General features: G+C 71.9%; 18 protein-coding genes, 2 tRNA genes and 1 pseudogene. 15 read left to right on the top strand and 6 right to left on the bottom strand.

Translation table 11 applies throughout. The features are described from left to right. The first annotated feature begins 46 nt into the window (after positions 1-46). Positions 47-463 carry a DUF2568 domain-containing protein gene (locus GEV07_27055; protein MQA06220.1) on the top strand — a complete coding sequence of 139 codons (417 nt, stop codon included), beginning with the start codon at positions 47-49 and terminating at the stop codon, positions 461-463. A gap of 2 nt (positions 464-465) precedes the next feature. Beyond that, positions 466-1,581 (top strand): HD domain-containing protein, encoded by a 1,116-nt coding sequence (locus tag GEV07_27050; protein MQA06219.1) that lies wholly within the window; start codon positions 466-468, stop codon positions 1,579-1,581. A gap of 313 nt (positions 1,582-1,894) precedes the next feature. On the opposite strand, the gene GEV07_27045 is transcribed toward GEV07_27050, so the two are convergent. After that, positions 1,895-2,800: a TIGR03560 family F420-dependent LLM class oxidoreductase gene (locus GEV07_27045; protein ID MQA06218.1), complete on the bottom strand. Its 906-nt coding sequence runs from the start codon at positions 2,798-2,800 to the stop codon at positions 1,895-1,897. A gap of 41 nt (positions 2,801-2,841) precedes the next feature. Further along, positions 2,842-3,258, bottom strand: a complete 417-nt coding sequence (locus GEV07_27040; protein MQA06217.1) for a MarR family transcriptional regulator — start codon at positions 3,256-3,258, stop codon at positions 2,842-2,844. 69 nt (positions 3,259-3,327) lie between these two features. Between GEV07_27040 and GEV07_27035 the strand changes: the two genes are divergently transcribed. The 4 genes from GEV07_27035 to GEV07_27020 all read left to right on the top strand — a co-directional run bounded on the left by GEV07_27035 (position 3,328) and on the right by GEV07_27020 (position 8,972). Further along, complete coding sequence (locus GEV07_27035) at positions 3,328-5,217, top strand: DNA primase (GenBank protein ID MQA06216.1); 1,890 nt, start codon at positions 3,328-3,330, stop codon at positions 5,215-5,217. Positions 5,218-5,563: 346 nt separating this feature from the next. Continuing rightward, positions 5,564-6,451: an RNA polymerase sigma factor RpoD gene (rpoD, locus tag GEV07_27030; protein MQA06215.1), complete on the top strand. Its 888-nt coding sequence runs from the start codon at positions 5,564-5,566 to the stop codon at positions 6,449-6,451. Positions 6,452-6,463: 12 nt separating this feature from the next. Beyond that, positions 6,464-7,927, top strand: a complete 1,464-nt coding sequence (locus GEV07_27025; GenBank protein ID MQA06214.1) for a hypothetical protein — start codon at positions 6,464-6,466, stop codon at positions 7,925-7,927. Positions 7,928-7,931: 4 nt separating this feature from the next. Further along, entirely contained in the window at positions 7,932-8,972 is a 1,041-nt protein-coding gene (locus GEV07_27020; protein ID MQA06213.1) for an alcohol dehydrogenase catalytic domain-containing protein, read from the top strand. On the opposite strand, the gene GEV07_27015 is transcribed toward GEV07_27020, so the two are convergent. Then, positions 8,969-9,241: a YtxH domain-containing protein gene (locus GEV07_27015; protein ID MQA06212.1), complete on the bottom strand. Its 273-nt coding sequence runs from the start codon at positions 9,239-9,241 to the stop codon at positions 8,969-8,971. The genes GEV07_27020 and GEV07_27015 overlap by 4 nt on opposite strands. 103 nt (positions 9,242-9,344) lie before the next feature. Between GEV07_27015 and GEV07_27010 the strand changes: the two genes are divergently transcribed. After that, positions 9,345-9,416: transfer RNA gene (locus GEV07_27010), tRNA-Asn, on the top strand. Between the two features lie 120 nt (positions 9,417-9,536). On the opposite strand, the gene GEV07_27005 is transcribed toward GEV07_27010, so the two are convergent. Then, positions 9,537-10,304 carry a UTRA domain-containing protein gene (locus GEV07_27005; GenBank protein MQA06211.1) on the bottom strand — a complete coding sequence of 256 codons (768 nt, stop codon included), beginning with the start codon at positions 10,302-10,304 and terminating at the stop codon, positions 9,537-9,539. A 53-nt stretch (positions 10,305-10,357) separates the two neighbouring features. Between GEV07_27005 and GEV07_27000 the strand changes: the two genes are divergently transcribed. The 5 genes and pseudogenes from GEV07_27000 to GEV07_26980 all read left to right on the top strand — a co-directional run bounded on the left by GEV07_27000 (position 10,358) and on the right by GEV07_26980 (position 17,205). Beyond that, positions 10,358-11,977, top strand: a complete 1,620-nt coding sequence (locus GEV07_27000; GenBank protein ID MQA06210.1) for an amidohydrolase family protein — start codon at positions 10,358-10,360, stop codon at positions 11,975-11,977. A gap of 26 nt (positions 11,978-12,003) precedes the next feature. Further along, entirely contained in the window at positions 12,004-13,185 is a 1,182-nt protein-coding gene (locus tag GEV07_26995) for a YgeY family selenium metabolism-linked hydrolase (protein MQA06209.1), read from the top strand. Positions 13,186-13,196: 11 nt separating this feature from the next. After that, the gene (locus tag GEV07_26990) at positions 13,197-14,306 is read left to right on the top strand and encodes a diaminopropionate ammonia-lyase (GenBank protein ID MQA06208.1); all 1,110 of its coding nucleotides are present in this window, start codon (positions 13,197-13,199) and stop codon (positions 14,304-14,306) included. A gap of 31 nt (positions 14,307-14,337) precedes the next feature. Then, positions 14,338-15,741, top strand: a pseudogene (locus GEV07_26985) (sodium:solute symporter family protein). 48 nt (positions 15,742-15,789) lie between these two features. Then, positions 15,790-17,205 carry an amidase gene (locus tag GEV07_26980; protein MQA06207.1) on the top strand — a complete coding sequence of 472 codons (1,416 nt, stop codon included), beginning with the start codon at positions 15,790-15,792 and terminating at the stop codon, positions 17,203-17,205. Between the two features lies 1 nt (position 17,206). Here the strand turns inward: GEV07_26980 and GEV07_26975 are convergent, their stop codons facing one another. Then, complete coding sequence (locus GEV07_26975; GenBank protein MQA06206.1) at positions 17,207-17,884, bottom strand: hypothetical protein; 678 nt, start codon at positions 17,882-17,884, stop codon at positions 17,207-17,209. Between the two features lie 81 nt (positions 17,885-17,965). On the opposite strand from GEV07_26975, the gene GEV07_26970 reads away from it, so the two are divergent. Further along, positions 17,966-18,172, top strand: a complete 207-nt coding sequence (locus GEV07_26970; protein MQA06205.1) for a hypothetical protein — start codon at positions 17,966-17,968, stop codon at positions 18,170-18,172. Between the two features lie 8 nt (positions 18,173-18,180). Here the strand turns inward: GEV07_26970 and GEV07_26965 are convergent, their stop codons facing one another. After that, a complete protein-coding gene (locus tag GEV07_26965) occupies positions 18,181-19,386 on the bottom strand; it encodes an FAD-dependent monooxygenase (GenBank protein MQA06204.1) in 1,206 nt (401 codons plus the stop codon). A 96-nt stretch (positions 19,387-19,482) separates the two neighbouring features. Here GEV07_26965 and GEV07_26960 point away from each other — a divergent pair, with 96 nt between their 5' ends. Together GEV07_26960 and GEV07_26955 are read left to right on the top strand one after the other, a co-directional pair. Next, positions 19,483-20,130 carry a TetR family transcriptional regulator gene (locus GEV07_26960; protein ID MQA06203.1) on the top strand — a complete coding sequence of 216 codons (648 nt, stop codon included), beginning with the start codon at positions 19,483-19,485 and terminating at the stop codon, positions 20,128-20,130. A gap of 15 nt (positions 20,131-20,145) precedes the next feature. Continuing rightward, positions 20,146-20,222, top strand: a tRNA-Ile gene (locus tag GEV07_26955). The last annotated feature ends 1 nt before the right edge of the window (position 20,223 follow it).

Here is a 20,223-nt window from a genome sequence, read left to right as displayed (position 1 = left end):
TCATTCCCTGACGCGGACCGGAGTGGCCCGCACGGTTGTCACCGTGATGGGGGACGATCGAAGGGTGACCACTCCGAAGGCCGCTGCCCCGAGCCCCGGCCAGCACCCACCGTTCACCGCGTCGTTCGTCGTGGTGTCCGCATTCGTGTTCCTGCTCGAGCTGGCGGCGTTCGCCGCGCTCGGCTACGTGGGCTGGCAGCTCGGCAGCGGCATCGCGAAGCTGTTCCTGGTCTTCGCAGCGCCGCTGGCGGCGATCGCCGTGTGGGGGTTGTTCGTCGCCCCGAAGGCGCTGTGCACAGTTTCACCCGGCGTCCGGTTGGCGGTGGAGCTGCTCGTCTACGCTGCCGCGGTGGTCGGCTTGTTCGTCGCCGGGGCAGTGGTTGCCGGCGTCGTGCTCGGCGTGCTGGCCGTGGCGTACGAGCTCGCCCGGCCGGTGCTGCGACGGCGAGGGCTGAAGGAGTAGCTGTGACTGGCGTGACCGACAGATCGAGGGAGTGGCTGGGCACGACGCCCGGTCACCGCGACGCCGACGGCGTGGTCACCGCGCACGGCGCCGGCCAGCCGAGCGTCGTACCCGGGCCCGACCTCGGCCGGGGGGCCCGCGAGGAGCTGGAAGAACAGCTGCTGGTGAAGGGCGCGACCCGTGCACGCGGCGCCGGCGACCGGGCCCGCGAGGAAGCCCCCGACCAGGAACGCACCTGCTTCGAACGGGACCGCGACCGGATCCTGCACTCACCGGCGTTCCGGCGGCTGGCCGGCAAGACCCAGGTCTTCGTGTTCCCCGCCGACCACCAGCGCACCAGGCTCACGCACGCGCTCGAGGTCGCGCAGGTGGCGACCAGCATCGCGCGGGCGACCGGTCTGAACGTGCCGCTCACCGAGGCGATCGCGCTCGGCCACGACTGCGGGCACGGCCCGGGCGGGCACGCAAGCGAGGACGCCTTCGACGCCTTCCTCGGCGAGGGCTACGACCACGCGGTCTGGGGCGCGGACGTGGTGCTCACCCCGCTGAACCTCTGCCGGGAGACGCTCGACGGCATCCGCAACCACTCCTGGTCGCGCCCCACACCGCAGACCCCCGAGGGCTGCGTGGTCAGCTGGGCCGACCGCATCGCGTACAGCGCCCACGACCTGGAGGACGCTGCGCACACCGCCATCGTCCAGCTGGCCGACCTCCCCGACGAGGTTGCGGACGTCTGCGGGCGCACCAGACGTGAGCAGCTCACCACGTTCATCCGTGAGGTGGTGAGCTGCATAGGCGCCACCGGGATCGTCGGCATGCGCGGCGAGGTCGCCGACGCGCTCGCCGGCTTGCGCAGGTTCAACTACGAGCGCATCTACACCCGCCCGGACTCGCTCGCCCAGGGGGCGGCGGTCGTCGCCGTGCTCCGTGCGCTCGTCGAGCACTACTCGGCGACGCCGACCGCCCTACCGGACCCGCCCGCGGCGCAGCCGGCCAGCCCGGAGGCGGTACGCGCCGCCGTCACCTACGTCGGCGGCATGACCGACCGATACGCGTTCCGCGCCGCTGTCGACCTGCTCGCCTGGGACCCGGCCAGGCTGCCCCGCGGCATCGGCTGAGACAGCCACCCGCTGGTTAGCTGAGACGGCCCCTCCCTCCGCTGGTTACCTGTCCGCCGCGCGGCCAGCCGGCCGCCCGCCGCGGCCACCACGGCAGTCTTGGCGCCGCCGCGCGTCGTACCCGTGGCGGCCGCCACCCGCCACCCCGGCAGTCTTGGCGCCGCCGCGCGTCGTACCCGTGGCGGCCGCCACCCGCCACCCCGGCAGTCTTGGCGCCGCCGCGCGTCGTACCCGTGGCGGCGGCCGCTACCGGCGCGCGCCGCTGGCCGCTAGCGGCCCACGCCCCGCTACCGCCGCGGCGAGCGGACGCCGCCTACGCGACGGCTGTTGCGGCTGCTGGGAGGGGGCGGCCGAGCGGCTCGAGCTGGCGGACGACCTCGGCGAGGACGTCGAAGAGCTTGTCCAGGTCGCTGCCGGCGGGGTCGGGGACGTCGGTCATGACCAGGTCGAAGCCGAGCTCGCCCAGGCGGCCGAAGCGGTCGACCAGCTGGCCGACCTCCGGGGTGCCCAGCTGGCCGAAGCAGGTCTTCACGATGTCCTCGTACGGCCTGCCGACGTCGGCGCAGTGCTGTTGCAGGACGGACAGCTTGTGGCCGAGCACGTCCTCGCCGGCGAACTCGAACAGGTTGCAGGCATCCCCGTACTGCGCGACCATCCGCAGCGTCTTCTTCTCGCCGCCTCCGCCGATCAGGATCGGCGGTCGGCGTACCGGTGCCGGGTTGTTCAGCGGCCGGTCGAGCTGGAACTGGCTGCCGGTGTACGGGCTCTCGTCGCCGGTGAACATCCGGTGGGCGACCTGCAGGGTCTCCTCGAGCTGCGAGAACCGGTCCCGCAGGGTGGGGAACGGGATACCGAGGCCGCGCGACTCCTCCTCGTTCCAGCCGGCGCCGATGCCCAGCCAGGCACGGCCGCCGGACAGCACGTCCAGGCTGGTGACGGCCTTCAGCAGCGCGCCCGGATGCCGGTAGTGGACGCCGGTGACCAGCGTGCCGACCTCCAGCCGCGTGGTGTGTGCTGCCGCCCACGACAGCAGTGTGTACGCCTCCAGCATCGGGTCCTCGGTCGGCCCGAAGACGGGGATCTGGAAGAAGTGGTCCATCGGCCAGAAGCTGTGGACGCCGGCCTCGTCGGCCCGCTGCACCAGCCGCTCGAGCACCGGGCCGATCCCCGCGGGTCCGTCCTCGGTGCGGAAGTCACAGACGTGTAGACCCAGTTGAATGCGTGCTCCTCGTCCTCTCGGCAAGCGTTGCGGCCGCCATATTAGCCGGCTAAGTTCGCCGCTGTGAGGCGTCGCAAGATCTCGCCGAGCGCGACCCGGTCGGCGTCGTCGAGGACGGACGTCACCTCCAGGTCCGCCGCCTGCCACGCGCGCTCCACCGGGCCCTGCAGCGCGCGCCCGGCGGCGGTGAGGACGATCCTGCGCTTCCGTCCGCCGGCGGGCTCGCGGCGCAGGAACCCGGCACGCTCCAGCCGCTGCACAGCCTTCGTGACCGTCGGCGCCTCGATCCGCAGCCGGTTCGCGAGCTCGGTCTGCGTCAGCCCGTCCTCGTGCCACAGCTGCGACAGCAGCAGGTCCTGGCCGGGGTGCAGGCCGTGCTCGGCGAGCACCGGCCCGACGGTCGCGCGGGTGCGCTTCATCGCCTTCAGCAGGTGATAGGAGAGCATGTCCTCGATCACCCGACGACGGTACGACACCACCGGCGCCCGGACGAGCGGAGTGTCGCCGGCGCCGCGTACACTCCTGACGTGGCCGGACGGATACGAGACGAGGACATCGCGCTCGTCCGGGAGCGTTCGCCGATCGACGAGGTCGTACGCGAGCACGTGGCGCTTCGCAACGCGGGCGCGGGCTCCCTCAAGGGAATATGCCCCTTCCACGACGAGAAGACGCCCTCGTTCCACGTCAGCCCGCAGCGCGGCGTGTACTTCTGTTTCGGCTGCCAAGAGGGCGGCGACGTCATCACGTTCATCCGCAAGGTGGAGCACCTCGACTTCGCCGAGGCGGTCGAGCGGCTGGCCAGGCGCGCCGGCGTCGACCTCAGGTACGAGCAGGGCGGCGCGGCGCCCAACCGCGAGCAGGGCAAGCGCACCCGGCTGGTGCAGGCGCACGCGGCGGCCGCGGAGTTCTACGCCGAGCAGCTGTCCGGCGCCGAGGCGGTGCAGGCGCGCACGTTCCTCGGTGAGCGCGGCTTCGAGCGTGAGGTCGCCGAGCGGTTCGGCGTCGGGTACGCACCGCGCAGCTGGGACGCGCTCGTCGCGCACCTGCGCGGCCGCGGGTTCACCGACGAGGAGATGGTCACCGGCGGGCTGGCCCGGCAGGGGCAGCGCGGGCTGATCGACCGGTTCGTCGGCCGGCTGCTGTGGCCGATCCGCGACCTCGGCGGCGACGTCGTCGGGTTCGGCGCCCGCCGCATCTACGACGACGACCGGATCGAGGCGAAGTACCTCAACACCCCCGAGTCGCCGATCTACAAGAAGTCGCACCTGCTGTACGGCGTCGACCTCGCCAAGCGCGACATCGCCAAGGAGCAGCGGGCGGTGCTCGTCGAGGGGTACACCGACGTGATGGCGTGTCACCTCTCCGGCGTGCCGACCGCGGTCGCCACCTGCGGCACGTCGTTCGGCGCCGACCACATCAAGGTGCTGCGGCGGCTGCTGATGGACTCCGACGCGTACCGCGGGGAGATCATCTTCACCTTCGACGGCGACGAGGCCGGCCGGAAGGCCGCGCTACGCGCGTTCGAGCTGGACGAGGAGTTCGTGACGCAGACGTTCGTCGCCGTGCAGCGCGACGGTCTCGACCCGTGCGACCTGCGGCTGCAGCAGGGCGACGCTGCCGTGCGCGAGCTGGTGGCGCGGCGGCTGCCGCTGTTCGAGTTCGCCATCCGCAACGTCGTCGACCGGCACGACGTAGCGACCGAGGAGGGTCGCCTGCACGCCGTCGACGAGGCCGCGCCGATCATCGCGCGGATTCGCGACACCGGTCTGCGGCAGCGGTACGCGATCAACCTCGACCGGTGGCTCGGGCTGCTCGACGAGAAGTTCGTCCTGCAGCGGGTGACCGACGCGGCCAACCGGGCGCGCAGCAAGCAGCGTCCGGGCGACCAGCAGCCGCAGGGCGGCGGCAACGGCAAGCCGTCCGCGCCCGTGCTGCCCGATCCCCGTGACCCCGCCCTGCAGGTGCAGCGGCAGGCGCTGAAGCTCGCCGTGCAGCGTCCTGCGCTCGCCGGGCCGTTGTTCGACCAGCTGCCGCACGACGTGTTCACCCACCCCGGCTATGTCGCCGTACGGGAGACGATCGCCGCGGCCGGTGGTGTCGCGACCGCACCCGGTGGCAGTGCGTGGTTGCGTTCGCTGACCGAGACCACGGACGACGACCGGGTGCGTACGCTGCTGACACAGCTGGGTGTCGAGCCGTTGGAGACCGACCGCGACGAGCCGGACGACAGGTACGTGGCGGCCGTGCTCAGCCGGCTGCAGGAGATCGCCGTGACCCGACAGGTGACGGCGTTGAAGAGCCAACTACAGCGAGTAAATCCGGTGGAACGGCCGGAGGATTTCAACAAAATGTTCGGAGAGCTCGTCGGCCTGGAACGGAGGCGGGCAGCGTTGCGTGAGTCACTTGGCGGATCGTGAGATGGGGTGCACGGTTGGGTGATGTTGGTGGTGCGTCGCGCAACCGCTCCTTCGGCTTGTCAGACTGGACCTCGTGAGTCAGGACACGGTGCGTCCTGTGGGGGCCGGTGAGCCGTCCAGTGTGGACGGCGTCGGTGAGCTGGCCCTGGCACCGGTCGGCGGCGCCGAACCCGCGCCGCGCGCCGATGTGCCCGACGCCGAGCCGAGTCCCGAGGAGATTGCCGCAGCCGCCGACCTCGCAGAGGACGCCGAGGCGGAGGAACCGGCCGACGAGCCCGTCGACGAGGAAGTCAGCGAGCCGGGCCGGGTGGCGACGGCTGCCGGACCCAGCGCCGACCCGGTGCGGATGTACCTCAAGGAGATCGGCCGGGTGCCGCTGCTCACCGCCGCGCAGGAGGTGGCGCTCGCGACCAGGATCGAGAGCGGTCTCTACGCCGAGTACAAGCTCAACACCCGCGACGACCTGGCCGCCGACTACTGCACCGACCTCGCCGCGATCGCCGCCGACGGCGTCGTCGCCAAGAAGCACCTGATGGAGGCGAACCTCAGGCTGGTCGTCTCGATCGCTAAGCGCTACGTCGGCCGCGGCCTGCTGTTCCTCGACCTGATCCAGGAGGGCAACCTCGGTCTGGTTCGGGCCGTGGAGAAGTTCGACTACCGCCGTGGGTTCAAGTTCTCGACGTACGCCACCTGGTGGATCCGGCAGGCGATCACCCGTGCCGTCGCCGACCAGGCGCGCACGATCCGGATACCCGTGCACATGGTCGAGGTCATCAACAAGCTCGAGCGCGTGCACCGTCAGCTTGTGCAGGAGCTGGGTCGCGACCCGTCGCCCGAGGAAGTGGCCAGGCAGATGGGGCTGAGCCTCGACCGGGTGATCGAGCTGCGGCGGATGGCGCAGGACCCGCTGTCGCTGCACACGCCGATCGGCGACGAGGACGACTCCGCGCTCGGCGACTTCATCGAGGACACCGACGCCGTCGTGCCCGCTGAGGCCGCGGCGTTCATCCTGCTGCAGGACCAGCTGGAGACGCTGCTGCAGGGACTCAGCGAGCGCGAGGCCGCGGTGATCAAGCTCAGGTACGGCCTCACCGACGGGCACACGCACACGCTGGAGGAGGTGGGCCGCGCGTTCGGCGTGACCCGGGAGCGGATCAGGCAGATCGAGTCCAAGTCGTTGGCGAAGCTGCGGCACCCCAGCCGCGCCGACCAGCTCCGCGATTACCTCGCCTGAGGACGCAGCTACGTGCGACGCAGAACCCTGATCGTCGGCCTGACGGTGCTCGCCGTGCTCGTCGCCTCCGGCGGGTTCGTGGTGGGCTGGCAGCTGCTGCCCTCAGCCGCGGACCGGCCGGAGACCGTGCCGTCCAAGCGGCCGTCGCCGTCGGCGAGCCAGGGCAAGGCGCAGCCGTGGCAGGACCGGCCAGAGGTGCAGCTGCAGTACGACATCGCGGCCGACCACGAGTCGGCTAGCGGCGTCGAGGAGGTCGCGTTCACCCCCGACCGCAAGGTGTGCGACTGGCTGGTCTTCCGCGCCTGGCCGAACAAGCCGGAGCTGGCCAGGCACGGCGGCGCCATGACGGTCGACGAGGCCGAGGTCGCGGGCGCGGAGGTCGACCCGCAGGTGGAGCGTCGCGGCGCGCCGGCTGGCGCGCCAGGCACCCTGGTCAAGCTGCCGCTGGAGAGCTGCGTCGGTGCGGGCGACACCGTACGGGCGCGGTTGGAGTTCACCGTCGAGATGGCGAAGGGCAGCGGCGACCGGGTCGGCACGCACCGCGGCGAGATGTGGTTCGCGTCCGCGTACCCCGTGCTCGCCTGGGAACGCGGGCACGGCTGGATGGTCGACCCGGCCGTCGACGTCTTCGGCGAGATGGACGGCAGCGAGGAGTTCCGGCTCGATCTGGAGGTGGTCGCGCCCGCGCGCGACTCCGTGCTCGGCACCGGCCGCTCACTCGGCACGGCGGACGGGCCGCGGCCCGGCACCATGCGGCACCGGTTCGCCGCCGACTCGGTGCGCAACGTCGCCGTCAGCGCCGGCGGGTACGCGGTCACCGAGCGGGTGATCGACGGCGTCCGCACCAGGGTGGGTGTCCCCGCCGAAGGCGCGGAGTCCGGCGGCAAGGCGTGGCTGGACGCGGTCGAGGCCGCGATGGGCAGGCTGCAGGACCGGTTCGGCAGGTTCCCGTACCGCGACCTGTGGGTGACCGTGGTGCCCGACGACACCACCGGCATCGAGTTCCCCGGCGCGATCTTCTACGGCGACGCGTCCCCGCCGGAGGTGAGCCGCAGCGAAGTCGTCGGGCACGAGCTCGCGCACATGTGGTTCTACAGCCTGGTGGGCAACAACCAGGGTCGCGACCCGTGGCTGGACGAGGCGTTCGCCACCTACGCACAGGCGCTCGCCGACGGGCAGCAGGCGGCGTACCTCGCCGACGCCCCCATGCCGGACGCCGCGAAGAACAGGGTGGGCGAGCCGATGACGTACTGGGCCGACCATCCGGACGACTACGGCACCGGTGTCTACCGGCAGGGCGCGACCATGCTGTTCGAAGCGAGGCAGCAGGTCGGCAAGCGGAAGTGGGACGCCGCGATGCGTGTCTACCTGACCAAGCATGCCCACCAGCTGGTGCGTTCGGACGACTTCGTCGCCGCGGTCGACCACCTACCTGGTGCCGTCCGCACGTTGGAGAAGTACGGGGCGGTGGACTGAGCCGATGCGCGCGATCGTGTACGAGGCCTTCGACGGGCCGCTCGAGGTCAGGGACGTCCCAGCGCCCACCCCGACGCCGGACGGCGCGGTGGTGCGGGTGGAGGCGTCCGGGCTGTGCCGCAGCGACTGGCACGGCTGGCGCGGCCACGACCCGGACGTCGAGGTGCCGCACGTGCCCGGGCACGAGTTCGCCGGGGTCGTCGAGACCGTCGGCCCGTACGTCCGCGGCTGGTCGCCCGGCGCCCGGGTGACCACGCCGTTCGTCTGCGGCTGCGGCCGTTGCGCCGCCTGCCAGCGCGGCCAGCACCAGGTCTGCGTCGCGCAGACGCAGCCGGGGTTCACGCACTGGGGGTCGTTCGCCGAGTACGTGCTCGTCGAGCACGCCGACGTCAACCTGGTCGCGCTGCCCGACGAGCTGTCCGCGGTGACGGCCGCCAGCCTCGGCTGCCGGTACGCCACCGCCTGGCGCGCGGTCGTCCAGCAGGGCGACGTGGCGCCGGGGGAGTGGGTCGCCGTCTACGGCTGCGGCGGCGTGGGGCTGTCCGCCGTGCAGATCGCCGTCGCCGCCGGCGCCCGGGTCGTCGCCGTGGACGTCTCCGCCGACGCGCTCGCGCTGGCCAGGGAGCTGGGCGCCGACGTCGGCGTGGACGCGGCCGCCGTCGACTCCGCCGCCGACGCCGTCCGGGAGCACACCGGCGGCGGTGCGCACCTCTCGCTGGACGCCCTCGGCTCCGCGCAGACCTGTGCCAGCTCGATCGAGTCGCTACGCACCCAGGGCAGGCACGTCCAGGTCGGGCTGCTGCCGCGCGTAGCGGGCGCGCCGACAGTGCCGATGGACGTCGTGATCGCCAGGGAGCTGGTGGTGCTCGGCAGCCACGGCCTCGCCGCGCACGCCTACCCGCAGCGGCTCGCCGCGGTCACCGCCGGCCGGCTGCGGCCGGACCTGCTCGTCCGCCGCACCGTCACCCTGGCGGAGGCCTGCACCGCGCTGCCCGCACTCGGCGACGCCCCGGCCGCCGGCGTCACCGTCGTCGACAGCTTCTAGTTCTGGCTGCTGCTGTTCGGCGGCTCGTAGGGGCTCGACGAGTGGCCGAACGGGAGCTTGTCGCCGACCTTCGCCGACACCTTCCGGCCGGTCTTGCCGACGAAGTCGCTGGCCTTGGCACCCACCAGACCCGCGGTCTCCTGTACGGACGGGTTCTCCACGAACGACTGCGCCGTCCGCACGATCTGGTCATAGCGCTCGCGCCCGGCCCTGGCACCGAGCACGAAGCCGACCGCCACCCCGACCGCGAAAGTGAGCTTGTAACGCATGGTGAGTCTCCTGCCCCCTGGGCGCTTGCGAGTAACGTTCTCCTCGTGCGCTAACCTATTCCCTCGGGAGCCGGAGAGCACATCGGCATCCCGGAAGTGCCAATCCCGCGTAGCTCAACGGCAGAGCACTCGGCTGTTAACCGAGGGGTTGTTGGTTCGAATCCAACCGCGGGAGCGAGGCGGCCTCCCCTGTTCGGTGGTCTTCGACCACCTTCCCGGATGCCGCCATTTCTCCCAGGGGCCGAGCCCCCTGGAACCCCCGTTCCCTGGTCGTTGTGGAATTGCTTTTCCTCACTCAGGTGAACTGTTTGCGGCGGCGGACGGTGAAGGAGAAGTGTTCGGGGAGGAGCCAGGCTTGGCTCCAGTTCACTATTTCGCCGGTTCGGGTGCGGGTTAGCTCGTCGAGGTACAGGGCGGGGACGCCGGACTTCTTGCCGAGCAGCGCCGCGACCTGGCGGGGGAGGCCGGTCGCTGTTACGTCGCAGTCGCTGTACTCCACCTCCAGGTCTGCGTGGGCGAGCAGGACGTCGAGCACCGAGCCGGCGAACTCGTCGCGGATCGCGGCGAACGGCAGCACGCCGACGGGTACGTAGTCGACGATCCAGCCCACCGGCTGGCCGTCGTAGACCTTCACCCGGCGCATCACCAGCGTCTGCGTCCCCGGCTCCCGCTCCAGCCTGGCCGCCTCCTCGGCGTCCAGCTCGCGTTCGGTGATCTCCAGGTCGGCACTCGTCACCACCGCGCCCTGGTCCGCGGCGAACGTCTCGAACGAGCTCAACCGGTCCAGCCCGGACGACAGGCCGTGCGGGCGGGGGAGCACGGTCGAGCCCTGTCCCTGCCTGATCGCGATGAAACCGGCCTCCTGCAGGCTGCGCAGCGCCGCCCGCACCGTCACCCGGGACGCGTCGTAGCGGCGGCACAGGTCCGCCTCCGTCGGCAGCCGCCGGCCCGGTGGCACCTCTCCGCTGAGCAGCAGCTCGTGCACGATCGCGTCGCGGATCTCGTCGCTACGCCGCAGCCGCGGCCGTCGCGCGAGCGTCTCCGGGGTGGTCATGGCACTCATTCTGACATCGATGATTTGGCTAACAACTATTGACAGTTGTCCTACAAATCTACATGGTGGTGTCCACGCAGCCGTGGAGGTGGAGTGCAGTGGACGCCGAGCTGGTGATCACCGGCGCCGACGTCGTCGGCGGCGCCTGGATGCGCAGGGCGGACGTCGCGGTGACCGGCGACCGGATCGTCGCCGTCGCCGCGGACCTGCCGCTCACCTCGGCGCGCGAACGCATCGACGGCAGCGGCCTGCTGCTCGCCCCGGGGTTCGTCGACCTGCACGCGCACAGCTGCCTGCGGGTGTTCGACGACCCGCTGCTGACGCCGAAGCTGGCCCAGGGCTTCACCACCGAGCTGACCTGCCCGGACGGTCTCGGTCCAGCCCCCGTACGCCCGGAGCTCGTCGCCACCCGCCGGCAGTACCTGCAGGCACTCGAGCCGAGCACGGAGGCGCCCTGGGACTGGCAGAGCCAGGCGGACTTCCTCGCGGCCGTGGACGCGGCGCGACCGGCCGCGAACCTCGTCGCCTGCGTGCCGCACAGCGCGGTACGGGAGCTCGCCGTCGGGCACGGTGACCGGCCCGCCGACGCCAGGGAGACGGCGCAGATGCAGGAACTGGTCCGCGCCGGGTTCGAGGCCGGCGCGCGTGCGCTCTCCTTCGGCCTGATCTACGCGCCCGGCCTGTACGCGGACACCGCGGAGCTGGTTGCGCTGGCCGAGGTGGCGGCCGCGTACGGCGCACCGCTCGTGCCGCACGTACGCAACGAGGCCGGCGGGGTGCTCGACGCGGTCGGCGAGTTCGTCAAGGTCGCCGAGCGCACGGGTGCGCCGCTGCACGTCTCCCATGTAAAGCTGGTCGGCCGCCCCGACCTGCTCACCGACCTGGTCGACCTGCTGACCCGGGCGAGCGACTGCATCGACCTCACCTTCGACCAGTACCCGTACGGCGCGGGGAGCACCCTGCTCGCCGCGCTGCTGCCGCCGTACGCCTTCGAAGGCGGGCCGATCGCGACGCTGGCCAGGCTCCGTGACCGTGCGGAACGGCACCGGATGGCGCGCGACATGGAACGCGGCCTGCCCGGCTGGGAGAACCTGTACGCCGCGTGCGGACCGGCCGGCATCACCGTCACCCAGGCGGCCGGCTGCCGGGCGCACGACGTCGGTAGGTCGGTCGCCGACATCACCGCGGCGACCGGCAGCGAGCCCGTGCTGGCTGTGCTCAACCTGCTCGCCGAGACCGACCTCGACGCCGGCATGATCGACCACTACGCCGCCGAGTCGGTGGTCAGGGAGATCTTCACCCACCCCGCGGCACTGGTCGGCTCCGACGGCGTCTTCCACCCGCACCCACACCCACGGCTGTACGGCACAGCGGCCAAGGTGCTCGGCCGGTACGCGCTGCGTGACCGGTTGATCGACGTACCCGAAGCGGTCGCGCGGTTGGCGACCAGGCCGGCTCGGTTGCTCGGGCTGACCGACCGCGGCCGCGTGGCCGAGGGGCTGCGTGCCGACCTGGTGCTCCTCGACCCGCACGAGTACGTCGACGTCGCCGGCTACGACGACCCGCACCGCACCCCACCCGGCGTCACGGCGGTGTTCGTCGGCGGCCGGCCGGTGCTGCGCGACGGCCGGCACACCCAGGAGCGTCCTGGTGCCGTCACCCGCACCCCGCGGGACCGATAACCAACCACCGAAAGCGAGACCCACCCATGTCCAGCTCTGCCTCGATCGACTACCAGGCGGTCGACGACCTGTTGTTTCGCCTGGTCGGCGCACGCAGCTACTCCACCGAGGAGAGCGCGGCGGCGGCCGTGCTCCGCGACGAGCTCACCCGGCTCGGGTTCACCGTGGAGGTGGACGACATCGGCAACGTCATCGGCACTCTGCGCCTGGGCGACGGTCCGACGGTGCTGCTCGACTCGCACCTGGACACGGTGGTGGTGGTGGACCCGGCCGAGTGGACCCGCAAGCCGGACGGCGAGGTCGTCGGCGACCGGGTGTACGGGCGCGGCACGGTCGACATGAAAGGACCGCTCGCGGCCTGCCTGCACGGCGTCGCCGCGCTGCGCGACCTGGACGTCGGCACCATCGTGGTCTCCGGCAGCGTCGCCGAGGAGCTGGTCGAGGGCCCCGCGCTCGTTCGCGTCGCAGAGCGGGTGCGGCCGGACTACGTGGTGATCTGCGAGGCGACCGCATGCAAGGTGGCCAAGGGCCAGCGCGGCCGCGCCGAGGTGCGGATCGAGGTCGAGGGCACGTCGTGCCACTCCGCGCACCCGCGGGCGGGCCTGAACGCCGCGGAGGTGATGGCGGACGTCGTCACCGCGCTGCGCGCGATCGAGCCGCCGACGCACCCGAGCCTCGGCGACGGCATCCTGGTGCTCACCGACGTGCTGTCCGCCCCGTACCCGGGGCTGTCCGTCGTGCCAGAACGGTGCGTCGCGACGTACGACCGCCGCACGCTCGTGGGGGAGACCGAGGAGGACGTCCTCGCGCCCGTGCGCGCGGTGGTCGACGAGGTCGCCGCACGGTGGGGCACGACGGCGACGGTCGGCATCGCCGCCGACGACTACACCGCCTACACCGGCGTCCAGGTGCAGGCGCCGAACTTCGCACCGGCGTGGCTGACCGACGAGGACACACCGATCGTCACGGCGGCCGTCGACGGTCTGCAGGCGGCCGGGCTGCCTGCGGTCGTCGGGCACTACAAGTTCTGCACCAACGGATCAGGCACCGCGGGACACCTCGGCATCCCGACCATCGGCCACGGGCCGGGCGAGGAAGACCAGGCACACACCGTCGACGAGTCGATCGCACTCGACGACCTGCACGCCGGCGCACAGGGCTACGCCGCGATCGTCGCCGCCCTGCTGCGGCAGGAGGTGGCCAGGTGACCGCCCGTCGGCTGGTGGTCAACCCGTACGCCACCGAGGTGCAGGCACTCGACGTCGCGACCGTCGAACTGGTGTCGGCGTTCCACCGCAGCCTGCCCGGTTACGCGGTGACCCCGCTCGTCGAGGCGCCGGCACTGGCCGCGGAGCTCGGTGTCGGCGAGGTCTGGGTGAAGGACGAGTCGAGCCGCCTCGGGATGCCGTCGTTCAAGATCCTCGGCGCGTCCTGGGCGACCTACCGCGCGTTCTGCGCACGCGCCGGCCTCGACCACACCGCCGGTCGCGGTGTCGACGAGCTGCGTATGGCACTGCGCGCGTTGCCGCCGCTCACGCTCGTCGCCGCGACCGACGGCAACCACGGCCGGGCGGTGGCGCGGATGGCCGGGCTGCTCGGCCTGGCGGCGCACATCCTGGTGCCACAGGACATGGTCGCCGCGCGCGTCGAGGCACTGGAGGGCGAGGGCGCGCGGGTGACCGTCGTGCCCGGCACCTACGACGAGGCGGTGGCGCGGTCGGCCGAGCTGGCCGACGACACGCACGTGGTCGTCTCCGACACGTCCTGGGACGGATATCGCGAGGTACCCGCCTGGGTGATCGACGGGTACGCCACGATCGCGGCGGAGGTCGAGGGCCAGCTCGCCGAGCGGCGCGCGACGCCGCCGACCGTCGTCGCCGCGCAGATCGGCGTCGGTGCCTTCGCCGCCGCCATGGTCCGCGGTTTCGTGCCGGGCGGTGCGCGGGTAGTCGGCGCGGAGCCGACGAAGGCCGCCTGCGCGCAGGCGAGCATCGAGGCGGGCGAGCTGACCCAGGTCGGCGGTGCCCTGGACTCGATCATGGCCGGGCTGAACTGCGGCACACCGTCACCGATCGCCTGGCCGCACCTGCGCGCCGGGGTCACTGCGTTCGGTGCCGTGGACGACGCCGACGCGGCGGACGCCATGCGCGAGCTGGCCGCCGCCGGCGTGGTCTCGGGGGAGAGCGGAGCTGCGGGCCTCGCCGGCGTGCGCGTCTTCGCGGACCAGCTGCAGCTGAGCTCCGACGACCGGGTGCTCGTCGTGTCCACCGAGGGCGCGACCAACCCGGACGCGTACCAGCGGATCGTCGGCGGCGCCGCGCAGTCCTGACCCCCCGAACCCAGGTGCTTGGAGTACCGCCATGACCATCACCCTCATCGTCGTCGGCTACCTGGCAGTCATGGTCGGCATCGGCTTCTACGCGCGCAGACGCGTCAACAACGCCACCGACTACCATCTCGCCGGCCGCCGGCTCGCTCGCCGCCACCGAGATCGGCGGCGGCAGCTCCGTCGGCATGGCCGCGAAGGCGTACGACGACTGGGACTCTCCGCCGGCTGGTACGTGGTCTGCGCCGGCATCGGCATCCTGCTGGTCTCCTTCGTAGCGCCCGCCATGCGCAGGGCGATGGCGACTACCGTGCCCGAGGTGATCGGCCGGAGGTACGGCACCGCGAGCCAGAGCATCACGGCCGTGCTCGGCGCGGTGGCGCTGGTCGCGTTGGGTGCGGTGCAGATCACGGCCACCGCGACCATCGTCTCCACGCTCGTCGGGCTGCCGCTCGCCACGGCGATCCTCGTCACCGGTGGCGGGGTGGTGCTCTACACCTGGCTCGGCGGCATGTGGAGCGTCACGCTCACCGACTTCGTCCAGTTCTTCGTCATCGTGGGTGGTTTCGCGCTCGCGCTGCCGTTCGCCCTGCACGCCGCAGGTGGCTGGCAGTCGGTCGCCGCCCGGCTGCCGGAGGGGCAGCTCGGCTTCACCAGCGTCGGCTGGCCGACCATCATCGGCTTGATCGTGCTGTACTTCATGACGTTCTCCACCGGGCAGGAGGCGGTGCAGCGCTACTACGCCGCGCGCACCCCGAAGGTCGCCGTGCTCGGCTCGGTGCTGTGCGGCGGGTTGATGTCGCTCTACGCCTTCATCCCCGCGGTGCTCGGCCTCATCGCGCTCGCCGTCTACCCCGACATCGACCCGAACAACGCGCTGGCGCACAGCGCCGTCGGCCTGCTGCCTCCGGTACTCGCCGGCCTGCTGCTTTCCGCCGTCATGTCCGCGACGTTGTCGAGCGCGAGCGGCGACCTGCTCGGCGCGTCCACGATCTACATCAAGGATCTGCACCCGCGACTGTTCGGTGCCGTCGGCAGCGACGAGCGCGAGCTGCGGTTGTCGCGCGTCGGCGTACTCGTCGTGGGTGTGCTCGCGACCGGTATCGCGCTGGTGAGCCAGGCGATCATCCCGCTGCTCATCTTCGCCTTCACCATGCGCTCGGCCGGGCCGTTCGCCGCGTTCGTGTTCAGCCTCGTATGGAGGCGTACCAGCCGGCTCGCCGGCCTCGTCTCCATCGTGCTCGGCACCGTCTGCGGCGTTGCGTGGCAGCTGGCCGGCGAGCCGTTCGAGCTCGCCGCCATCATCGTGGGCGGCACCGCGAGCGTGGTCTCGTTCCTCGCCGTGCATTTCGTCGACAGGCGGCGCGACCGGCTCACCGGCGACCGGCTGCCGCCGGACGCCGCCGCTTCTGGTGTGCGGGAGACCGCGACATCGTGACGCCGTTTGGTTACCGTGGTGGCGCTGCTGCGCAACCGAGGAGCTGGTGTGACCGAACTGTGCGACCGCCCCGCCGTAGAGCTGCGGCACCTGTTGCTGGCCAAGGACGTCTCCGCGCGTGAGGTGCTCGATGCGCACCTGCAACGGATCGCCGAGGTGAACCCGACGGTCAACGCGATCGTGACGTCGACGGCCGAGCGGGCGATGGAGCGGGCGCAGCAGGTGGACGACGCGTCCGCGCGTAGTGGGGAACCGGTAGGCACGCTGCACGGGTTGCCGGTCGCGCACAAGGACCTCGTCGAGACCCGTGGCATCCGCACGACCTACGGGTGTGCGGTGTACGCCGACCACGTGCCCGACGTCGATGCGCTGCTCGTCGAGCGCTACCGCGACGCGGGTGCCGTGCTCGTCGGCAAGACCAACACCCCGGAGTTCGGGGCCGGGTCGCACACCAGGAACGCGGTCTTCGGTGTGACCGCCAACCCGTTCGACCCGAGCCGCAGCGCGGGCGGCAGCAGCGGGGGCGCGGCGGCCGCCCTGGCGACCGGCATGCTGCCGATCGCGGACGGCTCCGACATGGGTGGCTCGCTGCGCAACCCGGCGTCGTTCTGCGACGTGGTCGGGTTGCGCCCGTCGTACGGGCTGGTGCCGAACTGGCCGGCCGCCACGGCGTTCTTCCCGTACGTGACGCTCGGCGGGATGGGTCGTACCGCGGCGGACGTCGCGCTGCAGCTGCAGGTGCTGGCCGCACCGGACGCGCGTGGGCCGGTGCACATGCCGTCGGCCGCACAGTTCGCGCAGCCGCTGGACCGCGACTTCACCGGCGTCGTGGTGGCGGTGGACGCCGACCTCGACGGGTTGCCGGTCGACGCGGACGTCGCCGGTGTCTTCGCAGGGGTCGTGCCGGAGCTCGAGACGCTCGGCATGGTCGTACGCGAGAGCACACCGGGATGGGCGGACGCCGACGACGCGTTCCTGACCTGGCGCGGCTGGTACCAGGCGTTCACGCTCGGCGACCTGGTCGACGCCCACCCGGACGAGGTCGGCCCGAACATCAGGTGGAACGTCGACCAGGGTCGGCAGGTTACGGCGGCCGACCTGATGCGCGCCGAGCGACAGCGGATGGCGGTGTTCCACCGTGTACGCGAGTTCCTCACCGAGCACGAGTTCCTCGTCTGCCCGGTCAACCAGGTCGCCCCGTTCGACGCGGACCTGTGGCACCCGACCGACGTCGCCGGCGAGCCGGTGCGGCACTACCTCGACTGGATGCGCGCCTGTTCCCGGGTCACCGTCGCGAGCCTGCCGGCCGCGTCCGTGCCGTTCGGCTACACCGACGCCGGCCTGCCCGTCGGGGTGCAGGTCGTCGGTCGTCCTGGCGCCGATCTCGAGGTGCTGCGGTTCGCGCACGCCCTGTCGGCACGGACCACGCGGCGCCGGCCGGCCGTGCTCGGCGTGGCCGGCTAGCTCACGACTGCGTACGTTCGTACACGGCGCGGCTGAGGCCGTCGGCGAGCTGGGCGGCGTCGCGGGTGAAACCCGTGATGCGGAACCTGGTGCCGTCCCGCAGCTGCACCCGGCAGTGCACGTCCCGGCCGAGGAAGCGGGAGAACCTGGTGTCCTTGCCGAGGCCCCGGGTGGCGACGTTGTCCCTGCCGTCGTTGACCACGCTGGCGAAGTCCGCCCAGCCGATGACGCGGGTGTGGCCGGCGTACGCGTACACCAGGCCGCCCTCGTACACGCTGAACGACTCGGCGCGGCGGGTGTAGCAACGGATGCCGTCCACGACACCGCGCCACAGACACAGCGCAGGGACGCCCAGCACGACGCCTGCGATGGCGACATTGACGACCCGCGGTGGTCCGGCGAGCACGAACAGCGTGCCGACCAACCCGAGCCCGACCACCCCGATCGCGAGTGCCAGTACGGCGGTTCGTCCGCGCCGCGCGTTGTCCGTCTCGTGGCGCCGGACGAGGGCGCCGAGGTCCGCCTCGCTCGTCGTCCCGGTTTCGCCCGGTTCCTGCGGTACCGCGAACCTGGCCCGTTCCCTGGCCCTGGCCTTCCGGTACGCGACGGTGGCCACCACCACGGGGAACACCACGACGAGCACAACGAACACCAGGATGTCGATCTGGTCGCCGGTCACCTGTGCTCCTCGCCGCTCACCGTCGTGAGCGCCATGTAGCGAGCACGGCTGCTACGGTCGAAGGTGCCGACCGACACGGGGGTGACGGATGTTCCCGGACAGGCGCCGAACGGCCAGTGGGCGCGGACCCGCAACACGGAGAACGCCAAGCTGTTCCTCGCCGAGCAAGAGCAGCAGTCGGCTGCGGCCGGGCGTCGCTTCCGGTCGACGTTTGTCACCCGGCTCGGTTGGGTGGTGCTTGCAGTGTTGCTCGCCGGCCTGCTGGTCCTCGGCATCCTCGGTTTCTGAGCCGGCACTCACACACTTGGCGCGGTCTCGAGCAAGGTGCGGATCGGGCGCAGCGCCACCTGCAACGGTACGAGCCTGGTCGCCACGTCACGCAGCACCGCAACCGTCCTGCTGCTGTTGAACATAAGGTTCGCCAGCTGCCGTGAGTTCTGCTGCGCAGCCTCCACCCGCGGGCGCTGCGCAGCCTCGAACGCGGCGAGCGTGCTGGGAACCTTCGTCGCCGAGGCCGTACCGAGCCGCCGGCTGAGCACCCAGGCAGACTCAATCGCCATGCACGCGCCGATGCCCGCAGTCGGCAGGAAGCCGACCGCTGCATCGCCGAGCAGCACGACGCGTCGGCCCCGCCAGCTGCTGGTGCGGCAGTCGGTGAGATACCAGTAGTACGGGTCGTCGGCCGCCGCGACGGCGGTGAGGATGGCGTCCAGCCGCCCGTCTACGTGCCGCAGCTCGCGGCGCAGTCGTGCGACGAACTCGGCCGGCCCGGAGCGCGTCCGGTCGTTCGGCCCGGCGACGATGACGCCGTTCTGGCCGGCGACCGGGTAGCTGCCGACGAACGCCCCGGCGCCCCAGACCTCCTCGCCGAGGGTGGTGGCGTCGGGGAACGGCGGCGTCCAGACCACCCAGCCGCCCCAGCCGGTGTCGACCTCGTCCAGCTCGGCGTGCGGCACGGCCAGCTTCCTGGTCGTGGAGTGCAGCCCGTCGGCGACCACGACGAGGTCGAACTCCGCCGTCAGGCTCGTCCCCTCGGTGGTGAGCGTGACCCGCGCCGGGCCGTGCTCGGGCTGCTCGATCGCGGTCGCCGTGGTCCGGTAGGTCACCGTGCCGCCCACGGTGGCGAATAGCCGCATCAGCTCGCCCCTGCTGATGCCGCGGTATTCGCCGTACCGGCTCAGCAGGCCGGACATCGAGTACTCCTTGTTCGTCGCACCACGGTGGGTGCGGATGACGTACCTGTCGAACTCGATGGTGTGGGCGCGGAACTCGTCGAGCAGTCCGAGGTCGTCGATGACCGGTGTGGCCAACGGCAGCAGGGCCAGCATGTACCCGGCGTCGGTGCCCTCGTCCCCGCGCTCGACGAGCACCGGGTGCAGTCCCGCGCGGCGCAGCAGCTGGGCCAGCGTCAGCCCGGCCACGTCGGCCCCGACGATGAGCACGCGTATCGGGTCGGTGCGCGCGGCCTCGACCTGCGCGTGACTGGAGACATCCTCGAGCATCGGCGCTGACCTCCGTACATTTATGGACCATCTGGTCCACAACGCCGTAGCACCAGCTGTGGACCACCTGGTCCAACGGGTTGCTAGAGTGCGCGCATGCCCCGAGGTGATGTCGTGTCGATGGCGCCCGACCGGCGGCGCCAGCTGCTGCGGACCGCGGCCAGGGAGTTCGCCGAGGCCGGTTACGAGCGCGCGTCGCTGAACCGTGTGCTCGTCGCGTGCGGCATGAGCAAGAGCTCCTTCTACCACTACCTGGACGGCAAGGAGGCGCTGTTCGACCTGGTGGTGTCCGAGGCGACCGCCGCGATGTCAGACGCCCTCGCGGTCCCCAGCGCGGCCGAGCTGGGCGACGGCGACTTCTGGCCGGCGATCGCGCGGCTGCTCGACCAGCTGCTCACCCTGGACGAGACCGCCTGGTTCGAGGACTTCGGCCGCATGGTCCACCTCGCCGACGCCCCGCCCGCGAGCTCGCTCGCCCGGTTCCTCGCCGGCATCCGCGCCTGGCTGGACCAGGCCCTGGACGTCGGCCGTGCCGGGGGAGCCGTCCGTACGGACCTCCCGGCGTCGCTGCAGACCCAGCTCGTCCTGGCCGTCCTCCTGGCGATGGACCGCTGGTCGCTGACCCAGCAACCGTCCGCCGACCCCGCGACCCGCCACCAGCTGGCCGCCACCCAGCTGGACACCCTCCGCCGCCTCCTCGACCCGGCCGTCCACCCCGCCGCCCCGACTCCCAGCCTGCGATAGGCTCACCGACATCTTGGGGTGGTAGCTCAGCCGGTCAGAGCAGCGGACTCATAATCCGTCGGTCGTGGGTTCAAGTCCCACCCGCCCCACCAG

The sequence above is a fragment of the Streptosporangiales bacterium genome (assembly GCA_009379825.1).
Classification (GTDB): Bacteria; Actinomycetota; Actinomycetes; order Streptosporangiales; family WHST01; genus WHST01.
Note: the sequence above shows the minus strand (reverse complement) of the source record. Positions and strands in the feature narration are given on the sequence as shown.